Raw genomic sequence first — 20,045 nt, 5'->3', positions numbered from 1 at the left:
GGTTGCCGTACGCTCGGTGAACGTAGCGTTCAGTAAGGGTGGAGGGCGGCCGGATGGACGTGGAGGAGATGGGGCACCCGGGGCGGACCGGCCGGCCTCGCAGCGAGAAGCGCAAAGCGGCGATCCTGGCGGCGGCGGGCGACCTGATGATGGAAGGCGGGCTGAAGGCGGCGACGATGGAGGCCATCGCCGCACGCGCGGGTGTCGGCAAGGCGACCGTGTACAAGTGGTGGCCGTCGCGCGGCGCGGTGGCCCTGGAGGGTTTCATGCTCCGCGCGGCGGATTCGTGGACGCTTCCCGAGGGGGCCCCGGCCGCGGAGGCGCTGCGCGTCATCGCGGTGGCGGCGGTGCGGCTGTTCACGCGGAGCCCGGCGGGCCCGCTGATGCGCGCGCTCGCCGCGGACGCGCAGTCCGACCCGGAGATCGCGCAGGCGCTGCGCGAGCAGTGGCTGTCCCCGCGCCGCGCGGTGACGGCCGAGGTCCTGCGGGAGGGCATGCGCACGGGGGAGTTGCGGGCGGACCTCGACATCCCGGCGACGCTCGACCTGATCTTCGCGCCGGTGTACTTCCGGCTGCTGTTCGACCATGAGCCGCTGGACGAGGAGTTCGCGGAGCGGACCGTGCGGCAGGTGTTCGCGGGGATCGCCGCCGGCGCGAGGGAATAGCCGGCTCCGGATCGCCGTTGCTCAAACTGAACGAAGCGTTCAGTAATAACCGAGCACCGGAGAGCCCCCGTATGACGACCAGCGGCCCGTCCCCGTCCGCCGCCCATGCCGCCCCGACCGAGGCCGAACCCGAGCCCGTTCCCATAGCCGGGGCCACCGCCGAGCCAGGGCGGGCGCTGCGCTGGGTGATCATCACCCTCGCCTTCGCGTGCGGCGCCAGCGTCGCGAACCTCTACTACGCGCAACCCCTGCTCGGCCTGCTCAGCAACTCCTTCGACGTGAGCAAGGGCACCGCCACCGTCGTGGTGACCGCCACCCAGATCGGTTACGCGCTCGGCCTCGCCCTGCTGATTCCGCTCGGCGACCTCCTGGAGAACCGGCGGCTGGCCTCCCGCACCCTGCTGATCACCGCGGTCGCGCTGGCGGTGGCCGCGTTCGCCCCGGACTTCTGGGTCTTCCTCGCGGTGTCGGTGCTGATCGGCGTCACCTCCGTGGTGGCGCAGATCCTGATCCCGCTCGCGGCGCACCTCGCACCGGCCGAGTCGCGCGGGCGGCTGGTCGGGCAGGTGATGAGCGGGCTGCTGCTGGGCATCATGCTGGCCCGTTCCGTCGCCAGCTTCGCCGCCGCCGCGTGGGGTTGGCGCAGCATCTACGCCATCTCCGCCGTCGTCATGCTGCTGACCTCGCTGGCGCTGCTGAAGGTGCTGCCGGTCCGCAAGCCCGACCACTCCGCCCGCTACGGCACCCTGCTCGCCTCGGTGGCCGGCCTCGCGCGCAGCGAACCGGTGCTGGTGCGGCGGGCGTTGACGCAGGCGTGCATGTTCGGCGCGTTCACCGCGTACTGGACGGCGGTGGCGTACGAACTCGCCGACCGGCACCACATGTCGCAGAACGGCATCGCGGTCTTCGCGCTGGTCGGCGCGGCCGGGGCGGCCTCCGCACCGGTCGCCGGGCGGCTCGGCGACGCCGGGCGCGGGGTGCCCGGCCGGGCCGTGGCGATCCTGCTCGGCCTGGTGGCCATGGTCGTGGCCGGGTTCGGTGTCGACAACCTCGTGCTGCTCGCGATCGGCGGCGTGCTGCTGGACTTCGCCGTCCAGGGCCACCAAGTGCTCAGCCAGCGCGACATCTACGCCCTGCGGCCCGACGCCCGCGCCCGCGTCAACTCCGTCTACATGACCACCGTCTTCCTCGGCGGTGCCGCCGCGTCCGCCGCGACCGGCGCGGTCCACTCCGCGTGGGGCTGGACCGGCGTCACCGTGATGGGCGCCGCCCTGACGGTGGTGGCGTTCCTGCTGTGGTCGGTCGAGCAGTTCCGCCCGGCGGCGGCCGGGAGCCGGGCGAACTCCCTCTAGCGCGCGGCCGGTTGGAGAGCGTCGGGGGCCGGACGCCGGAGGGGCCGTGTGCCCGCTGTCGCGGACGCACGGCCCCAGGTTGTGCTAGACGCGCAGTCGCAGATTCACCGCGCGGGTGTACGGTTCGTCAGTTCTGGTACTGGAGCAGGACCGGTCGGGGCGCCTGCTCGCCGCCCGCGCTACCGCCGGCGATCACCGTGTTGGTGCGCGGGTCCGCGGCGATCGCGCGGACGTCGATCGGCGACGGGTCGGAGACCGCGGGCAGCGGCGACTTCGTCCACACGCCGTTGTCCAGGCGCAGGACGGTCGCGGCGACGCTGAGCCAGACGGTTCCCCCGGAGTACGCGGCCCCGCTGGTGTAGTCGGAGACCGCGGGGAGGGAGATGCCGGTGTTCTCCTTGTGCCAGGTCGTGCCGTCCCAGCGCAGATAGCCGTTGGCCGTCGTGAAGTCGAAGACGTACACCTCCTTGGAGGACACCGTCACCGCGGACTGCTCGCTGTTCTTCGACGTCCAGGTCGACGGCAGCGTGGACTGGACCCACTTGGTGCCGTTCCAGTGGTAGGCGAGCGAGCCGAAGGGCGACGTGTTCGACGAACCCATGAGCCACAGGTCCTTGCCCGACGTGCCCGTCACGATATCCGGGCTCGACACCGTGCTGGGCAGGGCGACGGTGTTCCACGAGGTGCCGTCGAAGTGGTGCGCGTAGTGGTAGCTGAAGTCCCACATGTCGTTCGCGGCGAATGCCTGGAAATGCATGGAGGGATAGGTGTCACCGGTGAGGGTGTGCTGCCACGCGGTGCCGTCCCAGTGCCACCGCCCCGGAGCGGTGTCGGCGCTCAAGGACTCCTGGTCGTAGATGGAGAAATCGGAACAGGAGATGCCGCCGAGGGAGGCGATGTAGTCGCTGTTGTGCATCTGCGGAATTCCGGGCTTGGGCACGACCTCCCAGCCCGTGCCGTTCCAGCAGCGGATGTCCTGCCCCGGGTCGGTGGCCAGCACATCGCCCGACACCGTCGACACGACGTCGTGGAAGGCGTACATCTTGGCCGGCGTGGTGCCGACGTTCACTTCTTGCCAGCTTCCCGTCGCGGTCGTGGTCGCGTTCGGGTCGGTGGCCGCAGCCGTGGTCGGCTGACCGTCGTGGGTCTCGTCCGCCTGTGCTGAGGGCAGCAGGGCCGCAAGGCCCACGAGCAGTCCTGCCGCGGCGACGGCCGCACGACCGATATGGCTTCTTCGCAAAGCAGTCTTCTTTCATCCGGAATGAGATGATCCGCATCCGAAGGGAAGTGTTTCGATCTGCGATCGACTGCTACGCCTGCGGTCCGGCGTTCAGGCGACCCGTGAAGTGGGACCGCGTGAAAGAGACGCGAGAGCGCACTTGAACCGATGCGAGGGCGCGTCGCCAAACGGAATAGCTGATTCCGCGGCGGGCCGGCGCAGGCCAAGCGTGATCGACGAAAAAGATTGTTCCCCGTGTGATTGGCTCCCGATCCTGCTTGCCTGTGAAGTGATTGTCAACTCACCAGCGGGCAGCGGGGATTCACGCGCTCCTGGCATAAGGCGTGCCCGTAATGGCGAACAAATGCCGACATGGCGAAATCCCTCTACCATGGGAGGCGTTGGCGAAGCGCCGAGGGCAGGGGGATGCCGTGCTGGATCATGCGGGCCGGGTCGAGAAGACGTTCAAGGCCGTGGACGTCGGTGACGGTGGCGACGGGCGCTGGGCGGCGCGGGTGCGGGAGGTCGCGAAGGAGAGCGACCCGGCCAAGTGGCTGACGGACGAGGGCCGGACGCCGGAGGGAGCGATGCGGGCGAAGGAACTGTTCGCACGGCACATGCCCGAACTCCTGCCGGTGCTGGAGCGGTTGGCCGCGCAGGTGCCGGAAATGCCTGAGGGCGAGACGCTGCTGACGCACGCGGCGACGAAACCGTTCTGGAGCGGCTGCACGCAGACCGCCCGCCCCGGACGGCTGCTGCGCAACTACGACTTCCCGCCCGAGGCGTGCGAAGGCACCATCGTGCGCTCGCACTTCCTGCGCCCGGTGATCGGGATGCAGGATGGCGCGTGGGGGCTGCTCGACGGGATGAACGACGCGGGCCTCGCCGTCTCCCTCACCTTCGGCGGCCGCTTCGTGCACGGTCCGGGCCTGTCCGTCCTGATCGCGCTGCGCTACGTACTGGAGACGTGCACCACGGTGGACGAGGCCGTCGAGTGCCTGCGCGCCCTGCCCATCTGCATCCCGCAGAACGTCACACTCGCGGACCCGGACCGCGCCGTCACCGTCCAGGTCGGCCCGGACATCCCGCTCGCCGTCGACCCCGACCCGGTGGCGTGCGCCGCCAACCACCAACTCGCCGCGCCCGTCTCGCCCGAGGAGGAGGCCGGCAGCCGCACGCTCGCCCGGGTCGCGGCGATCCGCGCCGCCGGTCCTGACACCCCCGTCGCCACGATGCTGCGCCCGCCGCTGTACCGGCGGGAGTACGACGAGGGGTTCGGCACCCTCTACACCGCGGACTATCGCCCCACCGACGGGGAAGTCGGCTATCACTGGCCCGACGCCGAACCCTGGACGCAGTCCTTCGCCGCCTTCCACGAGGGCGCCCGCACGATCGAACTCGCTCCGGCGCCTGCCCTTCCCGAGCCCGCGGTCACCTCTCCTTCGTCCGACAACTAGGCACCGAAGAAAGCAGGTTCGGGGAGATTCGGGGCACGCGAGGGGGAGGAATGGTGCCTCGAATGTGGAGGGAGATGGTGGGTGGTGGATCGGGCGGAAGTGGGGTGGCTGGTCGCCGCCGTGGTGGTCGTGGGAGTGGTCACGGCCGTGATCGCGGTGCGGACGCTGCTCAAACTGGTGCGGGCGCGACGGATGTTGAAAGCGACCGGGATGCCGCTGTCGACCAAGGCCATGTTCTGGGGCTCGATCGCGTATCTGATCTGGCCGGTGGATCTGCTGCCCGATCCGATCTACGTGGACGACATCGGTTTCCTGATGCTGGCCCTGCGTTCGGTGCACGCGGCGGCCACGCGGCTATCCGCGGAGCGGGCCGTCACCGGCGGCCGGGAAATCCGTACCAATCGGCATAAACGCGGTCGCTAAAGGGGCGGTTGGCCCCGTGTATAGTGACCAGCTGTTGTCAGTATTCAAGTGAATGCGGCGACTTCGGGGGAGGCAATGGGGGCCGATTTCGATGCGCGCGCATTCGAAACGGGGTAGTACATCATGCGTGTTCGGGTTCATCCCAGTCTTCCGGTCATTGCCGCGATACTCGTCGGCGGCGCGCTGCTCACCGCGTGCAACGACGACTCCAGCTCGTCCGACGACGCGGGTTCCACGCCCTCGACCTCGGCCGCCGCGCCGACCACCACCAGCGCCGCGCCCACGACGAGCGCGTCCGCGACTACCGACAGCGGGAACAGCGGGTCGTCCGGCAGCCCGGTCACGGTGAACAAGTCGTTCACCGACGACGTGATGGGCGAGAAGGCGACCGTGCTCAAGTACGTGAGCGGGTACCAGCCGTCGGCCGCGTCCAAGAGCAAGTACTCGGCCCTCGCGGACGAGAAGGTCGTCCTGGTCAACGTGAAGGTGACCGCCAGCAGCAAGTACTACGACACCTTCGGCGCCGACTCCTTCTACCTCACGGGTATGTCCAACGGGATCGACCAGGCGAGCACCACGATCCTCGACGACGAGATCAAGGCGGCCGGTTACCCGCCGCTGCCCGACGCCGAGACCGGCAAGACCACCACCGGCTGGGTCGTGTTCACTCCGACCAAGGACACGACGAAGCTGGTGCTGCGCTACAAGCGGCTCGCCGCGAAGGCCTCGAACGGCACGTCCATCACCGCGAAGAACTTCGACATTCCACTCAACTGATCGACGTAAGTTCCCGACGGCCCGCCGGAATCACCCGGCGGGCCGTCCGGCATATCCGAACGCAATGGCGATTCGCCAACTTCCTTGCTCCCTACGGGAGTTCCAGCGGCACGGTGGTGAGGGTCAGGTCTTCGTCGAGGGGTCGTGGCGGGTGAAGACGCAGTCGGAGTCGGCCTCCAGAACGATGCTTTCGGCGTTCTGGACTCCTAGACCCACGCTCCACTCGGACTTCGGCAGGTCAGCGGTGGTGCGCTTGCCCGGGGCATCGGAGTAGTTCACCGAGTAACCCTGGCTGGCGAAGTGGGCGTTGGCGGCCTGCATGACGGCCTTCGACTTCCCCTCGGGCACCGCGAGCGCCAGCCCGTAGACGTACTGGAAGCGGTGTTGTCCGGGTGTCTCGGTGGCGCACTGGGTCCATTTGTTCTCGTAAGTCGTGGTCCTGGGTGTGCCGAGGGTGGGGTGGAGGGCGTCGAGTGTCTGCTGGGTGAGGGTGTGGGCTTTCTTTTCGACGGCGTCGGGTTGGACGTCGCCTTGGTGTGCGGCGCCGCAGGCGGTGGTGAGGGTGAGGAGCAGGGCGGTGGCTCTGGCGGCGGCCGGCACGTAGCGGCGGGAACTCAAGAGGACGCCTTGGGGTCGTGCCGGGTGAAGACGCAGTCGGAGTCGGCGTCGACTACCACTGTTGTGGTGGTGTCGCGGCTGAGGTCCACGGTCCAGGAGGATTTGGGCAGGGTCGCGCCCGCGTGGAGGTCCGGGGCGGACGTGTAGTGGGGTTCGTAGTGCTGGCGGGCGAAGTAGGCGCGTGCAGCGGCGACTGCCGGTTGGACCTGACTCCGTGAGACGACCAGTTTCAGTGCGTAGTCGTATTCGAACCGGTGCTGTCCGGGCGTCTCGGTCGTGCACTTGCTCCATGCGTCGCTGTAGATGGTGGTTTTGGGCGTGCCGAGGGTGGGGTGGAGGGCGTCGAGTGTCTGCTGGGTGAGGGTGTGGGCTTTCTTTTCGACGGCGTCGGGTTGGACGTCGCCTTGGTGTGCGGCGCCGCAGGCGGTGGTGAGGGTGAGGAGCAGGGCGGTGGCCCCGGCGGCGGCCATGCTGCCTGTGCGCGTGGTTCTGGTCATCGCTCCTGCTACTAGAGGAAGTCGGTCACGGTGTGCACGACGTTCTTGCCGCCGTCCACGAGGGAACTGCCCGTGTCTTTGAGGTCGTCCAGTGTCCCGCCCGGGTCGCCGGAAATCAGGTCGGTGGCCGAGCCGATGAGGTCGTTCTGGGCCTGGCCGACATCGTGAAGGGCATCTCCGGTGTCCTCCAGCGGCCGTCCCCAGTAGCCGCCGACCGCGTGGCCGGCGTTCTGAAGTCCGGCGCCAGCGAGCTCTTGGATTCCCGCGACGGGATCAGCGACTACATCTGCGAAGTTGGGAAGCGGGCCGGTCTTGTCCTCGGTCGGCATCTTGCTGACCTTGTCCGTCTGCCCGGTCACGATGTCCGTCATGTTGTCCAGGGACGGTCCTGCGTCCCAGTACTCGCTGTGCGCGTGCTTCACCCCGCTGCCGGAGCCGGAGTCGAAGGTCTTTCCCCCGAACTCCGTGGAGGTCGGGTCGTTGCCGAACCGGTCGCTGTGGTCGTCCACCCAGTGAAGCGGGTCGAGTGGCGCGCCGATCTGCGGGATGGGGTCGAACTTCTTCTTGCTCGCCCAGACATGGTCGGACCCGATGCCGAGCTGTGATGCCTTCCCTGCGGTGACACCCGGCGAGCCGACGAAGACGACATCGTTGGGCCGCATGCCGAAGTGGGCGCACGCGTCACCCACGAGCGTGCTGCCGTAGCTGTGCCCGATCACCGTCAGGTGGCCGCGGCCGGTGTGATCGGACTGCAAGGACTTCACGAACGCGGTGAGCTTGGGTGCACCGTCGTTGGCGAAGCTCTGCACGGTGGGGCCGCCAGGAAGCTCGCTGAAACTGGGCGCGTCGTAGCCGAGCCAGAAAACAGACGCCGTTGAGCCTGGTTTCTGTTCATTTGCAGATGTGTACAGCGTCATGGCCCGATCCATGTCGCCTTTCGCGCTGTCAAGGTCGGCGCCGGTGCCGGGCACGTAGACCGCGGTGTTCGCGGCCGTATCCGGGTTGCCGAACGACACTGAAACGTGGCCGTTGCCCTTGGCATCGAATCCCAGTAGGTAGACCCCGTTGTCCTTGAACTTTGGTTGTGCCAGGTACGCGGACAGCTTCTTCAGCGAATCCGGGCAGTCCGTCGCCTTCAGGCACTCTGCCAGGCGCAGGCGGTTCAACTTGTCGGCATCGGTTGCCGGCAGACCCTGGAAGGCCGTGATGTCGTCGGGAGACGCGTCGGCGTACGCCCTGAGGAAGGCGGGGTCGTTCAGGTTCTTGCTCAGATCGCTCTTCACCAGGGCGAGGCCGGCCGAGTCGTGGTCCTTCGTCGCCTGCTGGAAGAGGTAGGCGTCGGCCGCCGCGACGGAGATCGGCTCCGGGACCTGGACATGGTCGCCCCCTGCGCCGATGTGCACGGCGAGCGCGTGTCGCCGGCGCAGGTCGGGGAGTTGGTCGCGGGTCCAGGAGGCGATGGCGCTGAGCTTGCGCAGGTTCTCGGTGTCAAGCCCGTACTTGCCGAACTGACTGCTGAGCGATGCACAGTTGGTGGACAGCGCCTGGGCGCCGGTGTCCATCTGCTGGATGGCTTGGGCGAGTACCGCAACGTCCACGGCTGCGATCTTGGTCATGTTCCCCCCCGGGAGTTGGTGTTGAGGCCAGGGCTGCGGCGATGCGTCACCAGTCGTGCTGGTGGTCCCTCTGCATCTGCCGGGCCTGGCTTTCCGTGACCTTCAGCGGCTCGGCACGCAGCGCGTCGGCGACGACGTCCCGTAGCCCGTTGGTCAGGGTGTGGACGGAGCTCTTGCGACCCGTGATCTCGGCCTGGAACTTGGTCGCCGCCTCCGTCCCGATCCACGCCTTGCCGCTGCCGAAGTCGGCGGCGGGCTTGTCGAGTACGGGCCGCATGGCCTCAAGCGTCGCGTCCATGGTGGACAGCAACGTCTGGAGCCACGCGCGCCGCGGGTTGTCGACCATCTGTCCGGACATCTCGAACGCCCCCCGTGTTTCGCGTCAGATGGCCAAGAACGTAGGGACGTCCGAAGCCTGGGGCAATGGTGACGCGGCGTTGTGAAGCTCACACGGAAAGAGATGGCCGAGAGTGCATGTGCTTGACGGGTGGTGCGGATGGGGGCAGAGGTGATCGAAGTTCAGCACTTTGTGAGCGATTACTGACATTCCGTGAACAGGGGTGGGTGGCAGACCCTACGATCTGTTTCAGGTGAGCCTTTGTCCGGGCAAAGGGGCTTATTTGTCCATGCCCGCAGGCAATGTGGCGAGCCATCAGGGATCGACGCGGACGAAGGAGGCCAGGTCGGAGGTTCGACTGCCTTGTGTGGGTCGGCTCTTGACATGGCCTTCCGACAACTGGAACGGAATGGAACCCCCATGGGCGACAGCAACAGCAACGCAGGCGTTGGGAGCGGGCCTTCGGCGCGGCGGATCTACGCCAAGGAACTGGCGAAGCTGCGGGAGCGCGCGGGTCTGACGTTGGTGCAACTCGGCGAGCAGACCAGGTACGAGCAGTCGTATCTGCACCGGCTGGAGAACGGTGAGCGCCTGGGCTCGTCCGACGTACCCAAGGTGCTCGACAAGTTCTACGGCACCGGTGACCTGCTCGCCGACCTGTGGAAGCTCGCCAAGCGGGAGAAGAAGCAGGGCCGGTACGAGGGCTTCATGGACGTCGAGGCCGAGGCCAGGAACATGCAGGAGTTCGTGGCCGGCCTGATCCCCGGGCTGTTGCAGACCGAGCGCTACGCCGCGTCGCTGCTGAGTTCCGACCTCTCGGCTTCCCTGGCGGAGGTGAACCGGCGGGTGCAGGAGCGGATGGCCCGGCAGGCCCGGCTGTTCGGGAAGACGAACCTGCTCGACTACCGCGGGCTGATCCACGAGTCGGCGCTCCGCAGCGGGCTCAAGGACCACGACGCGTGGACCGAGCAGCTCGAACGGCTCATCGAGGCAGCCGGGCTGCGGCATGTCTCGCTGCACGTCGTGCCGTTCAGCGCCGGTCCGCACTTCATGTTCGGCGGCTCGCTGAGCATGCTGTGGCTGCCCAGCGGGCGCAACATCGCCTACGTGGAGGGCAGTCTCAGCGGCGACGTCATCGAGGACGCGGAGGAGGCGGAGCAACTGCGGTTGACCTACGATCAGTTCAGGGACCTCGCGATGACTCCTGAGGGGTCCCTGGACCTGCTTCGCACCGTACTGGAGGAGCACACGTCATGTTCATCGCTGCCAAGGACCTGAGCGGCGCCGCCTGGCGCAAGTCGTCGTACAGCAACGGCAACGGCGGTAACTGCGTCGAGGTCGCCGACGGCTTCACCGGCGTGGTGCCGGTCCGCGACTCGAAGGACCCGCACGGACCCGCGCTGGGGTTCTCCGCGGACGCGTGGGCGTCCTTCGTGGGCGCGGTGCGCGCCGACGAGTTCCCCACCGTCTGAACCGTCGAACCGGCTCGCCCCCCGCGGCGCAAGCGGACCACCGCCTGTCCGCTTGCGCCACGGAGTGGCGTGCGCCGCCTTGACCTGCTGGGGCGTTTTCGGATGAGCTGAGGCAATGGCTGTCATCCACAAGACCACGCTGGTCCCCGGCAAGCTGGAACTCGTCGCGCCCTGGCTGGCGGCGCAACCGTGGTACGTCGGTACCGGGCGGGCGCCCGAACTCGACAAGTCCGGCGGGTTCCGGCTCGACGACCCCGAGGGCGAGGTGGGCATCGAGTTCCTGGTGGTCACCGACACCTCGGGCGAGGAGGAACCGCGCGCCTACCTCGTACCGTTGACGTATCGCGCCGATTCGCTCGACGGTGCCGACCACGCGCTGATCGGCACCACCGAGCACGGCGTGCTCGGGCACCGCTGGGTGTACGACGGGACCCACGACCCGGTGCTCCAGGCGCAGTTGCTCGCGTTGATCCAGGACCGGGCCGAGCCGCAGGCGCAGTCCGCCTCGGACACGCCCGACCCCACGGTGGTCCCGACCCTCAACGGCCCCGCGCTGCCCGTGGACGCCGTCGCCACCACCGTCTCCCACGGTCCCGACGGCACCGAACTCGCCGTCGAGATCCCGGCGTACGCCGCCCACACCCTCCACCTCGTCCGCGCCCTCGACCCGAACTCCGCCGCCCCGGCCGACCCCGCCCTCCGCGCCCACCTCACCGCGGAGTGGCAAGCCCCCGACAGCGACCAGCGCGTCACCGGCCTTCTCGCCGTTCTGCGGCCCACCGCCGGCTGAGCTCTGTGGGACGCTGGGCGGCGTGACGTCAGGGACCGCCGAGGAGTTCACGGAGCACCGCCGGAGGATGTTCGGGCTGGCCTACCGGCTGCTCGGGTCCGCCGAGGAGGCGGAGGACGCGGTGCAGGACGCGTACCTGCGGTGGAGCCGGGCGGACCGGGAGGCGATCGAGCAGCCGGGGGCGTGGCTGGCCAAGGTCGTCACCAACCTGTGCGTGAACCGGCTCACCTCCGCCCGCGTCCGGCGGGAGCGGTACGTCGGGCCGTGGCTGCCCGAACCGGTGGTGACGCGGGACGGCGCGCTCGGCCCGCTGGAGTCCGCGGAGCAGCGTGACGCCGTGTCCACGGCGATGCTGGTGCTGCTGGAGCGGCTGACCCCGACCGAGCGCGCGGTGTACGTGCTGCGCGAGGCGTTCGGCTACAGCCACCGGGACCTCGCCGGGGTGCTGGAACTCACCGAGGCCAACTGCCGCCAGGTGTACCGCAGGGCGGTGAAGCGCGTGGCGACGCAGGAGACCCGCTTCACGCCCGCGGTCGAGCGGCAGCGCGAACTCGTCGAGTCCTTCGTGACGGCCGCGCGCGAGGGCGACCTCGCCCGCCTCGAACGGCTCCTCGCCGAGGACGTCACCTGGTGGAGCGACGGCGGCGGCAAGGTCAGCTCCGCACGGCGCCCGATCCTGGGCCGGGAGAAGGTCGTCCGCTTCATCTCCGGCACCGTCCGCAAGTTCACCGGCGCCCTCGTGGTCGACATCGTCGAGGCCAACGGCGCGCCGGCCCTGGTCGTCCGGGTCAGCGGCCACCTCTACACCGTCATCGCCCTGGACGTCCGCGACGACGCCATATCCGGCGTCTGGTCTGTCCTGAACCCGGAGAAACTGTCCTTCGTGCAGCGCCAGTTGGCGACGACGGCGTAGGTCGCTCCGGGTGGTGCGGCCGGCTCGTGGTCAGTGGGTGGCGGGGATGACCTGCCAGGCGAGGACGCCGGTCGGGACGTCGGTGAACTCCTTGGCGAAGAAGAAGTTCTCAAGTTTGTTGCCCGTGAAGGGGAACCGCAGGACGTCGCCGTCGCAGTACACGTCCGGCATGATGGCGGGATCGGGGGCATTCATCTCCCAGGCGAACCACACGGCCCCGGTCCCGGCGCAGGCTGCTTCGAGGACGTAGGCGTGGGCGTCCTTGAAGTGGGGTTCCGTCTTCATGATCCGCATGTTCTTGTTCACGGTGCCGGTCCAGTGCATTTTCACCTGGGACGACTTTGTGAGCTTCGCCTGTGCCTGCTGGCGGAGTTGGGCCTCGCTCCGGGGTGGTGTGGGTGTCGGTTTGTCCTGGTGGTCGCCGGAGGAGCATCCGCTCAGCACCACGGCGATCGCTGCGGCGACGCCCAGGGCCCGCCACCGGCGCTTCACCATCGCGAGCCCCCTGCCCCTGTGTACGCGACACCCTCTGGTCCTCAACGTATCCGACGCCCGTTGGCCGCACTGGTGCTCCTGCGAGCTGCCCGGGGGCGTTGTCACGTTTGCGGGGGCCGGGCGGTTCTGAGGGGGTGACGGGCGCTCCGGTAGGGGGTGCCCCCGGCGGAGGGACGGCGAGCGGGATGACGGTGACGGGGAAGACGACGATGGTGACCGGGGGCACCGGGACGCTCGGGCGGCTGGTCGTGGAGCGGTTGCGGGCCGGCGGCGGCGAGGTGCGGGTGCTCAGCCGGCACGCGCCGCCGCCGTACGCCATCGACCTGCGCAGGGGCGGCGCGGGTCTGGTCGAAGCCCTCACGGGCGCGGACACCGTGGTGCACTGCGCGTCCAACCCGCGCGGGGGCGACGAGGAGGCGGCCCGCCACCTGATCGAGGCGGCGCGGGCCGCCGAGGTGCGGCACCTGGTGTACATCTCGATCGTCGGCGTCGACCAGGTGCAGTTCGGCTACTACCGCAGCAAGCTCGCCGTCGAGCGGCTGATCGAGGAGTCGGGGCTCGGCTGGACCGTCCTGCGTACGACGCAGTTCCACGACCTGGTGCTCCAGGTGCTGTCGGCCTTCGCGAAACTGCCGGTCATGCCGGTCCCGGTCGGCCTGGTCGACCAGCCGATCGACAGCGGCGAGGTCGCCGTACGGCTGGCCGAGCTCGCGGTGGGCGAACCGGCCGGCCGGGTACCGGACATGGGCGGACCTGAGGTGCGGACCTTCGCCGACCTGGCCCGCGCCTACCTGCGCGCGAGCGGGCGCCGCCGCCCCCTGCTCAAGGTCCCGCTGGCGGGCCGCACGTACCGGTCCTTCCGGGCGGGCGGGCACCTGGCGCCGGAACGGAACGTCGGCGTGGGCACGTTCGAGGACTTCCTCGCGGGACGTTTTCCTCCTGCGGAAACTCGCTAGCCCGTGGCCGCGCGGGAGCCCCACTCTGGCCGAGGGGACACGTCCACCGGGGAGACGTGTCCCGATCGGCCGGACCGGCCGACCGGACGAGATCCGGCCGGCCGGGTCGTCCACCGCCCTACGGCGCCGCTTCGAGCACGGCGCCGTAGCGGCGTGTTGTCCCGAAGTTCCTTCCGCCACGGGCGCGTCATGTCGCGCGCCGTGACGGTGGGACCCGTCCCGAGGACGGTGCGGACAATCTGCGGCAGCGGTCAACGCCGTTGCCAGTAGGACGTTTTGAGGGGATCACGATGTACTACCCGCCCGAGGTCGTCGTCCTTGGAGCCGAGCCGCCGGACCGCCCGGTCCGCGATCCGCTCGCCGTCGCGCTGGCCAACGCCTCGTTCCTGGGCATCGGCTACCTGATGCTGCGGCGGCGCGGCTTCGCCGTACTCACCGCGCTGGTCACCTTCGTGCTGCTGATCCTGCTCGGCGCCGCTTTCCGGACGGTGTGGTGCGAGGGGGTGGTCGTCGGGTGGTGGGTGCTGATGATCGCGCACGGCTGGTTCCTGGCGGGCGGACGGCTGGGGCGGCGTACGGGCGGGGCCGGGGACGGAGCCGTGGGGGCGGCTGCGGGTGGGGCCACGGGTGGAGCGGTGAGTGGAGCCGTGAGTACGGGCCCGCGCCCCGGACCGCTGAGCGGCCGGCGGACCGGCGGCATCCGGACGCAGCGGCTGGTCGCGCTCGGCGTCGCCGTCCCCGTGCTGGTGGTCGTGGGGCTGCTGCGGGTCGACGCCTCCCACGCGGAGGGGACGGTCACCAGCGCGCGGCACAGCGGCGACTGCGCCAAGGCGGTGAGCGCGCAGCACAGCGTGTGGGTCGGCCCGCGGCTGGCCGACTCCCCGCTCACCAAGCGCGGTGAGAAGACCGTGACGGCGTGCCGGCGGCTGGCGGTGGCCAGGTCCGACCTGGCCACCGGGCTGAGCGGCGACACCAAGGCGCTGCGGGCCGGCTTCGACGGCCTGTCCTCGGTCCTCACCGACCTGCCCGGCCACCAGCCGATGGTCGACTCGGTGCTCGACGGCTTTCTCGACGGCCTGCCCACCAAGAACGCCTGCCACACCGCCGCCGTCACCGACTGGCTGCGTACGCGCAAGCCGGACGGCAGCACGCTCGACCGGGCCTCCGCCGTGGTCCGGAAGACGGCGCCCGACGCGCTGCTCGGCTGCGGCGACAGCCTGATGGACGGCAACAACTGGGCGAAGGCGAAGACCCGTTACCAGCAGGTCCTCGCCCAGTACCCGCACGACGCGAAGGCAGCCACCGCCAAAGCCGGTGTCAGGAAAGCCCAGTTGGCGATCGAGCTGGATCACGTCGAGAACCTGCTCGACACGTCGGGCGATTCGGCGCCGCAGTACTGCTCGACGCCCGCGCGCTACAGCGGCGCCCCCGCGCGCCACAAGGGCACCAACAAGGCGCTGTTCTTCGGCAATTCCACCTACACCGACAAACTCCCGGGCAGTTGGCAGGCCACCGACGCCTCCGACGCCACCCTCGTCGTCTGCGCGGGCGACGACAAGGACGGTCCCTCCGTGCAGACCTGCCCGTACAAGGGCGGTATCTACAGCGCCTTTCCGGAGGACGTGACCTTCCACAAGATCGCGATCCCGGTGAAGGTGTACGAACTGCGCACCGGTCGCCTCGTCACCCACAAGACGGTGGAGATCAGCGGCAAGAGCTGCCCCGAGACGCTGGCGTACACCGAGTACGACGGCATCGACACCGGCCCGTCCTCGGACCAGTACGTGGACCCGAGCAAGGCGAACATCCGGGCGGCCTTCAATTCCCTGGTGCACCGTTGAGCGGTTCCTCTCCACTCAACGGTGCGCCGTAGGAACGAAAATGCCGCCGCCCCCACCCGCACGGTGGGAGCGGCGGCACTTTCGCGAAGAGAGCTGCCGGGCCGGGCCCGGCTACTGGCCGATCCGCGGCAGGTTGCCGAGCGGGCCGGGCAGCTCGGTGCCGGTCTGCTGCGCCCGCAGCAGCGCGATGACCGCGCCGACGCCCGCGAGGATCAGGCTGACCCAGAAGCTGAAGCCGTGGCCGCCGGCCGGGCCGAAGTCGGAGTGCGCGAAGATCGCGATCACGTAGAGCACGAAGCCGATGCCGAAGCCCAGGAAGGTCAGCGCCCGCGCCGGGGTGGGCAGTTGGATCTGCGGGGCGAAGAGGCTCGCGGCCAGCGCGCCGGCGCCGAGCACGGTCAGCACCATCGCGAACCAGGCTATGAACAGCCCGTGGTCGAAGTGCCAGGCGCTCCAACTCACACTTCCGAGGTGCACGCCGTACGCGCCGAAATCCCAGGAGTAGTAGTCGAAGAACGAGAAGATGAGGACGATGAACCCGATCCCGAGAATCGCCCAGTCGAGCCGGTTGACCGAAGCGGGGTCGAATGAACCCCCGGACGGTCCACCCGCGTGCGGCGGCGGGGCCGGCGAGCCGGGGGGCGGCGGCACGTCGTGCGTCATGGTGTCTTGTCTCCCTGGTGACATGCGTGAACGAAGAACTCCGGGCGGCTGAGACTAGCGGTCCGCCGCCTGCTCCGTAAGCAAGTCGCGGCGGCATGCGTCGGGTGGGTCCAATTGGTCGTACGGATACGGGAGAAACCCCTGGGGCGGGAAGTGCCTTTCCTGGTGTACGGGATTTCGTGGTGCGGACGGATAACGCCCGTGATGTCGGTTGGCGAGGTTCAAACGGTGGCAAATTCACCGGAGTTCGCCGGAATTCGGCGGAGCCCGCCGCGGCGACGGGGCAGCCCGGGCCGGCGGAGGTTCGCTAAGTTCAGCTGCCTGCAACCGAGTTGAGGCGAGCGTGGAGGCGGACATGGCGGACGGCACGCGGCAACCGGACCAGGGCGGCGCTTCGTGGGTGGGGCTCCCCGACCCCATGGACATCCTGACCAGCCAGGACCTGGTGCTCGACTTCGACGGCGCGATGGAACTCGCCCGCGCCTACCTCGACGTGGACGCCCGGGAGCACGCCGCCGCCGTCGCCGTACGTGCCGGGGGCTCCGGCGAGGCCGACGTGCGGGTGGCCGGCGAACTCGTCACCGCCCTGATCCACCTCGCCGAGGGCGCGTCCCGGCAGGCGGTCAAGTGCCTCAAACCGCTGGACGGCTTCTCCGACCCGGACGTCGCCGCCGAGGTCTTCCTCGTGCGCGGCATGGCCATGGAGGCGCGCGGCAAGCGGGGAGACGCCGACGCGAACTACCGGCTGGCGATGGGCCTGCCGCGGGCCATGAGCGCGGGTCTGGCCGCGATCCAGCTCGCCGGGATGGCCCTGGCCGCGGACGACCTCGACGAGGCCGGCCGGATGCTCCAGGCCGCGATGGGCTGCGGCGTGCCGGTCGTCACCGCCCGGGCCGAACTCGAACTCGCCCTGCTCCTCGAACGATCCGGCAACCAGGAAGCCGCCATCAGGCGTTACCGCGCCGCCATCGACAGCCCGCAGCAGAAGACCGCGCTGCACGCCGCGTTCAACCTCGCCGGGCTGCTCCGGGAGACCGGCGATAGCCCGGAGCAACTCGCTGAGTCCCGGCACTACTTGGAGCAGGTGCACGCCTCCGGGCACCCCGGGTACGCGCCCAAGGCCGCGGTCGACCTCGCTGTCTCGCTGCTCGAAGAGGAGCGCGCTGACGAGGCGGTGCCCTTGCTCGAAGAGGGCACCGCCGCCGACCCCGCGGTCTCCGCCCTCGCCCACTTCCACCTCGGCCTCATCCTCATCGACGCCGAGCAGGCCCGACGCCACCTGCGCACGGCACAGAAGACCGGCACCGGCGAGGTGAAGACCCGCGCCGCGGAAGCGCTGAGGCTGCGCCGCGACCGCTGAGCCCCGTACGGCGCGGGCCCGTTCGAGCGGGTGTCCCCTCGACGTCCGCACGACGTCCGCACGACGCCCGTACGGCGTCCCTACGGAGCCCGGGCCACGGCGCTAGCGTGGGGACGGTGACAGATGAACCGCCCCGGCGGGGGCGCCGGCCGGGGGCTTCGGACACGCGCGGCGCCATCCTCGCCGTCGCGCGGCAGAAGTTCCTCGAACACGGCTACCAGGCGGTGACCCTGCGGGCGATCGCTGACGAAGCCGGCGTGGACGTCGCCCTGATCAGCTACTACTTCGACTCCAAGCGGGGGCTGTTCGGCGCGGCGATGGCGCTGGTGGCGAACCCGGCGGACGTGCTGACGCGGGTGCTCGACGGCGACCCCGCCACGTTCAGCGTGCGGGCGCTGCGCGCCTTGGTGACCATCTGGGACTCCTCCGACACCCGGCCCGCCCTGGAGGCGATGGTCCGCAGCGCGGCGGCCGACGAGGCACTCGCCGCGCTCCTGCGGGAGATGCTCGAACGCGAGGTGTTCGGCCGGATCGCCGAACGTATCGGCGGGGCCAACGCCCAGGCGCGGGCGATGGCGTTCGGCGCGCAGATGGCGGGCATCATCATGACGCGTTACGTGCTGCGCCTGGAGCCGATCGCGTCCATGTCGGTGGACGACATCGTCCGGCACTTCGGCCCCTCCCTGCGGCTCGCCCTTCAGGGCTCGCCCACCCGTCAGCGGCGGTCGTCCGGGTAGCGGGTCGGGCGGCCCCGGGAATTCATCAGGGCCGGCGGATTCGGGCGGTGCATCGGACAAGAGCCCCGTACGACCGGCGGCCGGAATTCATCAACGTGGCGAGTGGCCGACCCCGGGCGGGACCGTGAGCAGGACAGCGACATCCTGTAGGAGGAGGCTCCCATGCGCACCGTGGACTCGCGGAGCGGCACCCCACCCGCCGAACCCGCTCACCCCGCCTCACCGGCCGGGCCGGCCGTCCGGCACGGCGTGGTCCTGTTCGTCACGTGCCTCGCGCTCGGCGCGGTGGTCTCGGCGATGGCCTCGCTGAACGTCGCGCTGCCCAGCCTGGCCCGCGAAACCCACGCGAGCCAGACGCAGTTGTCGTGGATCGTGGACGCCTACAGCCTCGCGTTCGCCTCATTGCTGCTGCCCGCGGGGGCGTTGGGCGACCGGTTCGGGCGGCGGCGGGCGCTGGTGGCCGGTCTCGTGGTCTTCGCCGTGGGGTCGGTGCTGGCCGTGTTCACCAAGGAGGCCGACGAACTCATCGCGCTGCGGGGCCTGTTGGGGGTGGGCGCGGCTTTGGTGATGCCGGCGACGCTGTCCACCATCACCAGCACCTTCCCGCGCGAGCAGCGGACGAAGGCGGTGAGCGCCTGGACCGCGGTGGCCGGCGCGAGCGCCGTCGTCGGGCTGCTGACGTCGGGCCTGCTGCTCCAGGAGTGGTCGTGGCGCTCGGTGTTCCTGCTCAACGTGGTGCTCGCGGCGGTCGCCGCGGTCGGCACGCTGGTCTTCGTACCGGAGTCGGCGGAGGCGGAGCGGCCTCGGCTCGACGCGGTGGGTGCGCTGATCGCGGTGGTCGGCCTGCTCGCCCTCGTCTACTCGGTGATCGAGGCGCCCACCCGCGGCTGGGCCGACCCGCTGACCCTCGGTGGCATCGGTCTCGGCGTGGTGGTGCTCGCCGCCTTCGTCGGATGGGAACTGCGCCGGGAGCAGCCGCTGTTGGACCCGAGGCTGTTCCGCAACCGGCGGTTCTCGGCGGGCTCGGTGTCGGTCACGCTGCAGTTCTTCGTCTTCTTCGGCTTCATCTTCGTGGCCATGCAGTATCTGCAACTGGTTCGCGGGGACAGCCCGTTGGTTGCCGCGGTGAGCGTGCTGCCGCTGGCCGGGGCGCTGGTGCCCGCCACCCGGCTGACCCCGCGACTGGTGGCCCGGGTCGGCGTGCGGCGGCCGTGGGTGGCGGGGCTGGTGCTGGTGGCGGTCGCGATGACGGTCCTCTCGCGGCTGGGCACCGACAGCCCGTACTGGCTGATCGTCGCCGGACTGGTCCCGCTCGGGGCCGGGATGGGCCTGGCGATGACGCCGGCGACCACCGAGATCACGGACGCGCTGCCGCGGGCGCTGCAGAACGTCGGCTCGGCGATGAACGACCTGTCGCGCGAACTGGGCGGGGCACTCGGCATCGCGGTCCTCGGGAGCCTGCTCGGCGCGGGCTACCGCACGCACCTGCACCTGCCGCCCGGGCTGCCGCCGCAGGCGGCGGACGCGGCCCGCTCCTCGCTGGCCGGGGCGACCGGTGTCGGCGGCTCGGTCGCCGACGGAGCACGGCACGCCTTCGTGGACGGCATCCACCAGACGCTGCTGGCGGGCGCGGGCGTGGCCCTGCTCGCGGCGGTCGTCGTCGCCCTGCTGCTGCGGGGCACGCGGTCGCGTTCCGCTGAGCGCGGCGAGCAGGTCGGCGAGCGGGCCGACGCGGCGGATGGGACGGCTTCCCCGCCGGACGGTACGGGCTCCCTGCCGGACGGCACGGGCCCTCGGCCGGACGGCACGTACACCGACAAGCTCCAGCCGCAGCCCCGTTGACGCACCCCGCTTGAT

At 70.0% G+C, this 20,045-nt stretch carries 22 protein-coding genes; 14 read left to right on the top strand and 8 right to left on the bottom strand.

Annotated features, from left to right (window positions below):
- Nucleotides 1-53: 53 nt before the first annotated feature.
- A complete protein-coding gene (locus tag OG370_RS17560) occupies nucleotides 54-665 on the top strand; it encodes a TetR/AcrR family transcriptional regulator (RefSeq protein ID WP_328465330.1) in 612 nt (203 codons plus the stop codon).
- Between the two features lie 71 nt (nucleotides 666-736).
- Nucleotides 737-2,017, top strand: coding sequence for an MFS transporter (locus OG370_RS17555; protein ID WP_328465328.1), 1,281 nt, complete (start codon nucleotides 737-739; stop codon nucleotides 2,015-2,017).
- 127 nt (nucleotides 2,018-2,144) lie between these two features.
- Here OG370_RS17555 and OG370_RS17550 read toward each other — a convergent pair whose 3' ends face one another.
- Complete coding sequence (locus OG370_RS17550; RefSeq protein WP_328465326.1) at nucleotides 2,145-3,257, bottom strand: hypothetical protein; 1,113 nt, start codon at nucleotides 3,255-3,257, stop codon at nucleotides 2,145-2,147.
- Nucleotides 3,258-3,667: 410 nt separating this feature from the next.
- Between OG370_RS17550 and OG370_RS17545 the strand changes: the two genes are divergently transcribed.
- Both OG370_RS17545 and OG370_RS17540 read left to right on the top strand, forming a co-directional pair.
- On the top strand, nucleotides 3,668-4,693 hold the full coding sequence (locus OG370_RS17545) for a C45 family peptidase (RefSeq protein ID WP_328465324.1): 1,026 nt from the start codon (nucleotides 3,668-3,670) through the stop codon (nucleotides 4,691-4,693).
- Nucleotides 4,694-4,774: 81 nt separating this feature from the next.
- On the top strand, nucleotides 4,775-5,116 hold the full coding sequence (locus tag OG370_RS17540; RefSeq protein ID WP_328465322.1) for a YkvA family protein: 342 nt from the start codon (nucleotides 4,775-4,777) through the stop codon (nucleotides 5,114-5,116).
- Nucleotides 5,117-5,253: 137 nt separating this feature from the next.
- On the opposite strand, the gene OG370_RS17535 is transcribed toward OG370_RS17540, so the two are convergent.
- The gene (locus tag OG370_RS17535; protein WP_328465320.1) at nucleotides 5,254-5,478 is read right to left on the bottom strand and encodes a hypothetical protein; all 225 of its coding nucleotides are present in this window, start codon (nucleotides 5,476-5,478) and stop codon (nucleotides 5,254-5,256) included.
- Here OG370_RS17535 and OG370_RS17530 point away from each other — a divergent pair.
- Nucleotides 5,462-5,893 (top strand): hypothetical protein, encoded by a 432-nt coding sequence (locus OG370_RS17530; RefSeq protein ID WP_328465318.1) that lies wholly within the window; start codon nucleotides 5,462-5,464, stop codon nucleotides 5,891-5,893. The genes OG370_RS17535 and OG370_RS17530 overlap by 17 nt on opposite strands.
- Before the next feature lie 123 nt (nucleotides 5,894-6,016).
- Here OG370_RS17530 and OG370_RS17525 read toward each other — a convergent pair whose 3' ends face one another.
- From OG370_RS17525 to OG370_RS17510, 4 genes are read right to left on the bottom strand one after another with little or no spacing between them, the layout of a single operon-like run.
- Nucleotides 6,017-6,511, bottom strand: a complete 495-nt coding sequence (locus OG370_RS17525) for a hypothetical protein (protein WP_328465316.1) — start codon at nucleotides 6,509-6,511, stop codon at nucleotides 6,017-6,019.
- On the bottom strand, nucleotides 6,508-7,008 hold the full coding sequence (locus tag OG370_RS17520; protein WP_328465314.1) for a hypothetical protein: 501 nt from the start codon (nucleotides 7,006-7,008) through the stop codon (nucleotides 6,508-6,510). Before OG370_RS17520 ends, OG370_RS17525 begins: the two co-directional genes overlap by 4 nt.
- Nucleotides 7,009-7,019: 11 nt before the next feature.
- The gene (locus OG370_RS17515) at nucleotides 7,020-8,624 is read right to left on the bottom strand and encodes an alpha/beta hydrolase (RefSeq protein WP_328465312.1); all 1,605 of its coding nucleotides are present in this window, start codon (nucleotides 8,622-8,624) and stop codon (nucleotides 7,020-7,022) included.
- A 46-nt stretch (nucleotides 8,625-8,670) separates the two neighbouring features.
- Nucleotides 8,671-8,982 carry a hypothetical protein gene (locus OG370_RS17510; RefSeq protein WP_328465310.1) on the bottom strand — a complete coding sequence of 104 codons (312 nt, stop codon included), beginning with the start codon at nucleotides 8,980-8,982 and terminating at the stop codon, nucleotides 8,671-8,673.
- Between the two features lie 399 nt (nucleotides 8,983-9,381).
- Here OG370_RS17510 and OG370_RS17505 point away from each other — a divergent pair, with 399 nt between their 5' ends.
- From OG370_RS17505 to OG370_RS17490, 4 genes are all read left to right on the top strand, one after another.
- The gene (locus OG370_RS17505) at nucleotides 9,382-10,239 is read left to right on the top strand and encodes a helix-turn-helix domain-containing protein (protein ID WP_328465308.1); all 858 of its coding nucleotides are present in this window, start codon (nucleotides 9,382-9,384) and stop codon (nucleotides 10,237-10,239) included.
- Nucleotides 10,215-10,433, top strand: a complete 219-nt coding sequence (locus OG370_RS17500; RefSeq protein WP_328465306.1) for a DUF397 domain-containing protein — start codon at nucleotides 10,215-10,217, stop codon at nucleotides 10,431-10,433. Before OG370_RS17505 ends, OG370_RS17500 begins: the two co-directional genes overlap by 25 nt.
- Nucleotides 10,434-10,548: 115 nt before the next feature.
- Nucleotides 10,549-11,223: a maltokinase N-terminal cap-like domain-containing protein gene (locus OG370_RS17495; RefSeq protein ID WP_328465304.1), complete on the top strand. Its 675-nt coding sequence runs from the start codon at nucleotides 10,549-10,551 to the stop codon at nucleotides 11,221-11,223.
- 22 nt (nucleotides 11,224-11,245) lie between these two features.
- Nucleotides 11,246-12,136 carry an RNA polymerase sigma-70 factor gene (locus OG370_RS17490; protein ID WP_328465302.1) on the top strand — a complete coding sequence of 297 codons (891 nt, stop codon included), beginning with the start codon at nucleotides 11,246-11,248 and terminating at the stop codon, nucleotides 12,134-12,136.
- A gap of 30 nt (nucleotides 12,137-12,166) precedes the next feature.
- On the opposite strand, the gene OG370_RS17485 is transcribed toward OG370_RS17490, so the two are convergent.
- Nucleotides 12,167-12,631 (bottom strand): hypothetical protein, encoded by a 465-nt coding sequence (locus OG370_RS17485; protein ID WP_328465300.1) that lies wholly within the window; start codon nucleotides 12,629-12,631, stop codon nucleotides 12,167-12,169.
- Between the two features lie 185 nt (nucleotides 12,632-12,816).
- Here OG370_RS17485 and OG370_RS17480 point away from each other — a divergent pair, with 185 nt between their 5' ends.
- Together OG370_RS17480 and OG370_RS17475 are read left to right on the top strand one after the other, a co-directional pair.
- Nucleotides 12,817-13,587 (top strand): SDR family oxidoreductase, encoded by a 771-nt coding sequence (locus tag OG370_RS17480; protein WP_328465298.1) that lies wholly within the window; start codon nucleotides 12,817-12,819, stop codon nucleotides 13,585-13,587.
- 290 nt (nucleotides 13,588-13,877) lie between these two features.
- Nucleotides 13,878-15,428: a hypothetical protein gene (locus tag OG370_RS17475; protein ID WP_328465296.1), complete on the top strand. Its 1,551-nt coding sequence runs from the start codon at nucleotides 13,878-13,880 to the stop codon at nucleotides 15,426-15,428.
- A 111-nt stretch (nucleotides 15,429-15,539) separates the two neighbouring features.
- Here OG370_RS17475 and OG370_RS17470 read toward each other — a convergent pair whose 3' ends face one another.
- Complete coding sequence (locus tag OG370_RS17470) at nucleotides 15,540-16,091, bottom strand: hypothetical protein (protein ID WP_328465294.1); 552 nt, start codon at nucleotides 16,089-16,091, stop codon at nucleotides 15,540-15,542.
- Between the two features lie 355 nt (nucleotides 16,092-16,446).
- On the opposite strand from OG370_RS17470, the gene OG370_RS17465 reads away from it, so the two are divergent.
- From OG370_RS17465 to OG370_RS17455, 3 genes are all read left to right on the top strand, one after another.
- On the top strand, nucleotides 16,447-17,451 hold the full coding sequence (locus OG370_RS17465) for a hypothetical protein (protein ID WP_328465292.1): 1,005 nt from the start codon (nucleotides 16,447-16,449) through the stop codon (nucleotides 17,449-17,451).
- A gap of 116 nt (nucleotides 17,452-17,567) precedes the next feature.
- Nucleotides 17,568-18,188, top strand: coding sequence for a TetR/AcrR family transcriptional regulator (locus OG370_RS17460; RefSeq protein WP_328465290.1), 621 nt, complete (start codon nucleotides 17,568-17,570; stop codon nucleotides 18,186-18,188).
- Between the two features lie 162 nt (nucleotides 18,189-18,350).
- Nucleotides 18,351-20,030, top strand: a complete 1,680-nt coding sequence (locus tag OG370_RS17455) for an MFS transporter (protein ID WP_328465288.1) — start codon at nucleotides 18,351-18,353, stop codon at nucleotides 20,028-20,030.
- The last annotated feature ends 15 nt before the right edge of the window (nucleotides 20,031-20,045 follow it).

It is taken from the genome of Streptomyces sp. NBC_00448, assembly GCF_036014115.1.
GTDB lineage: Bacteria > Actinomycetota > Actinomycetes > Streptomycetales > Streptomycetaceae > Actinacidiphila.
The sequence above is the reverse complement of the archived record's forward strand: the minus strand, read 5'-3'. Positions and strand labels throughout refer to the sequence as shown.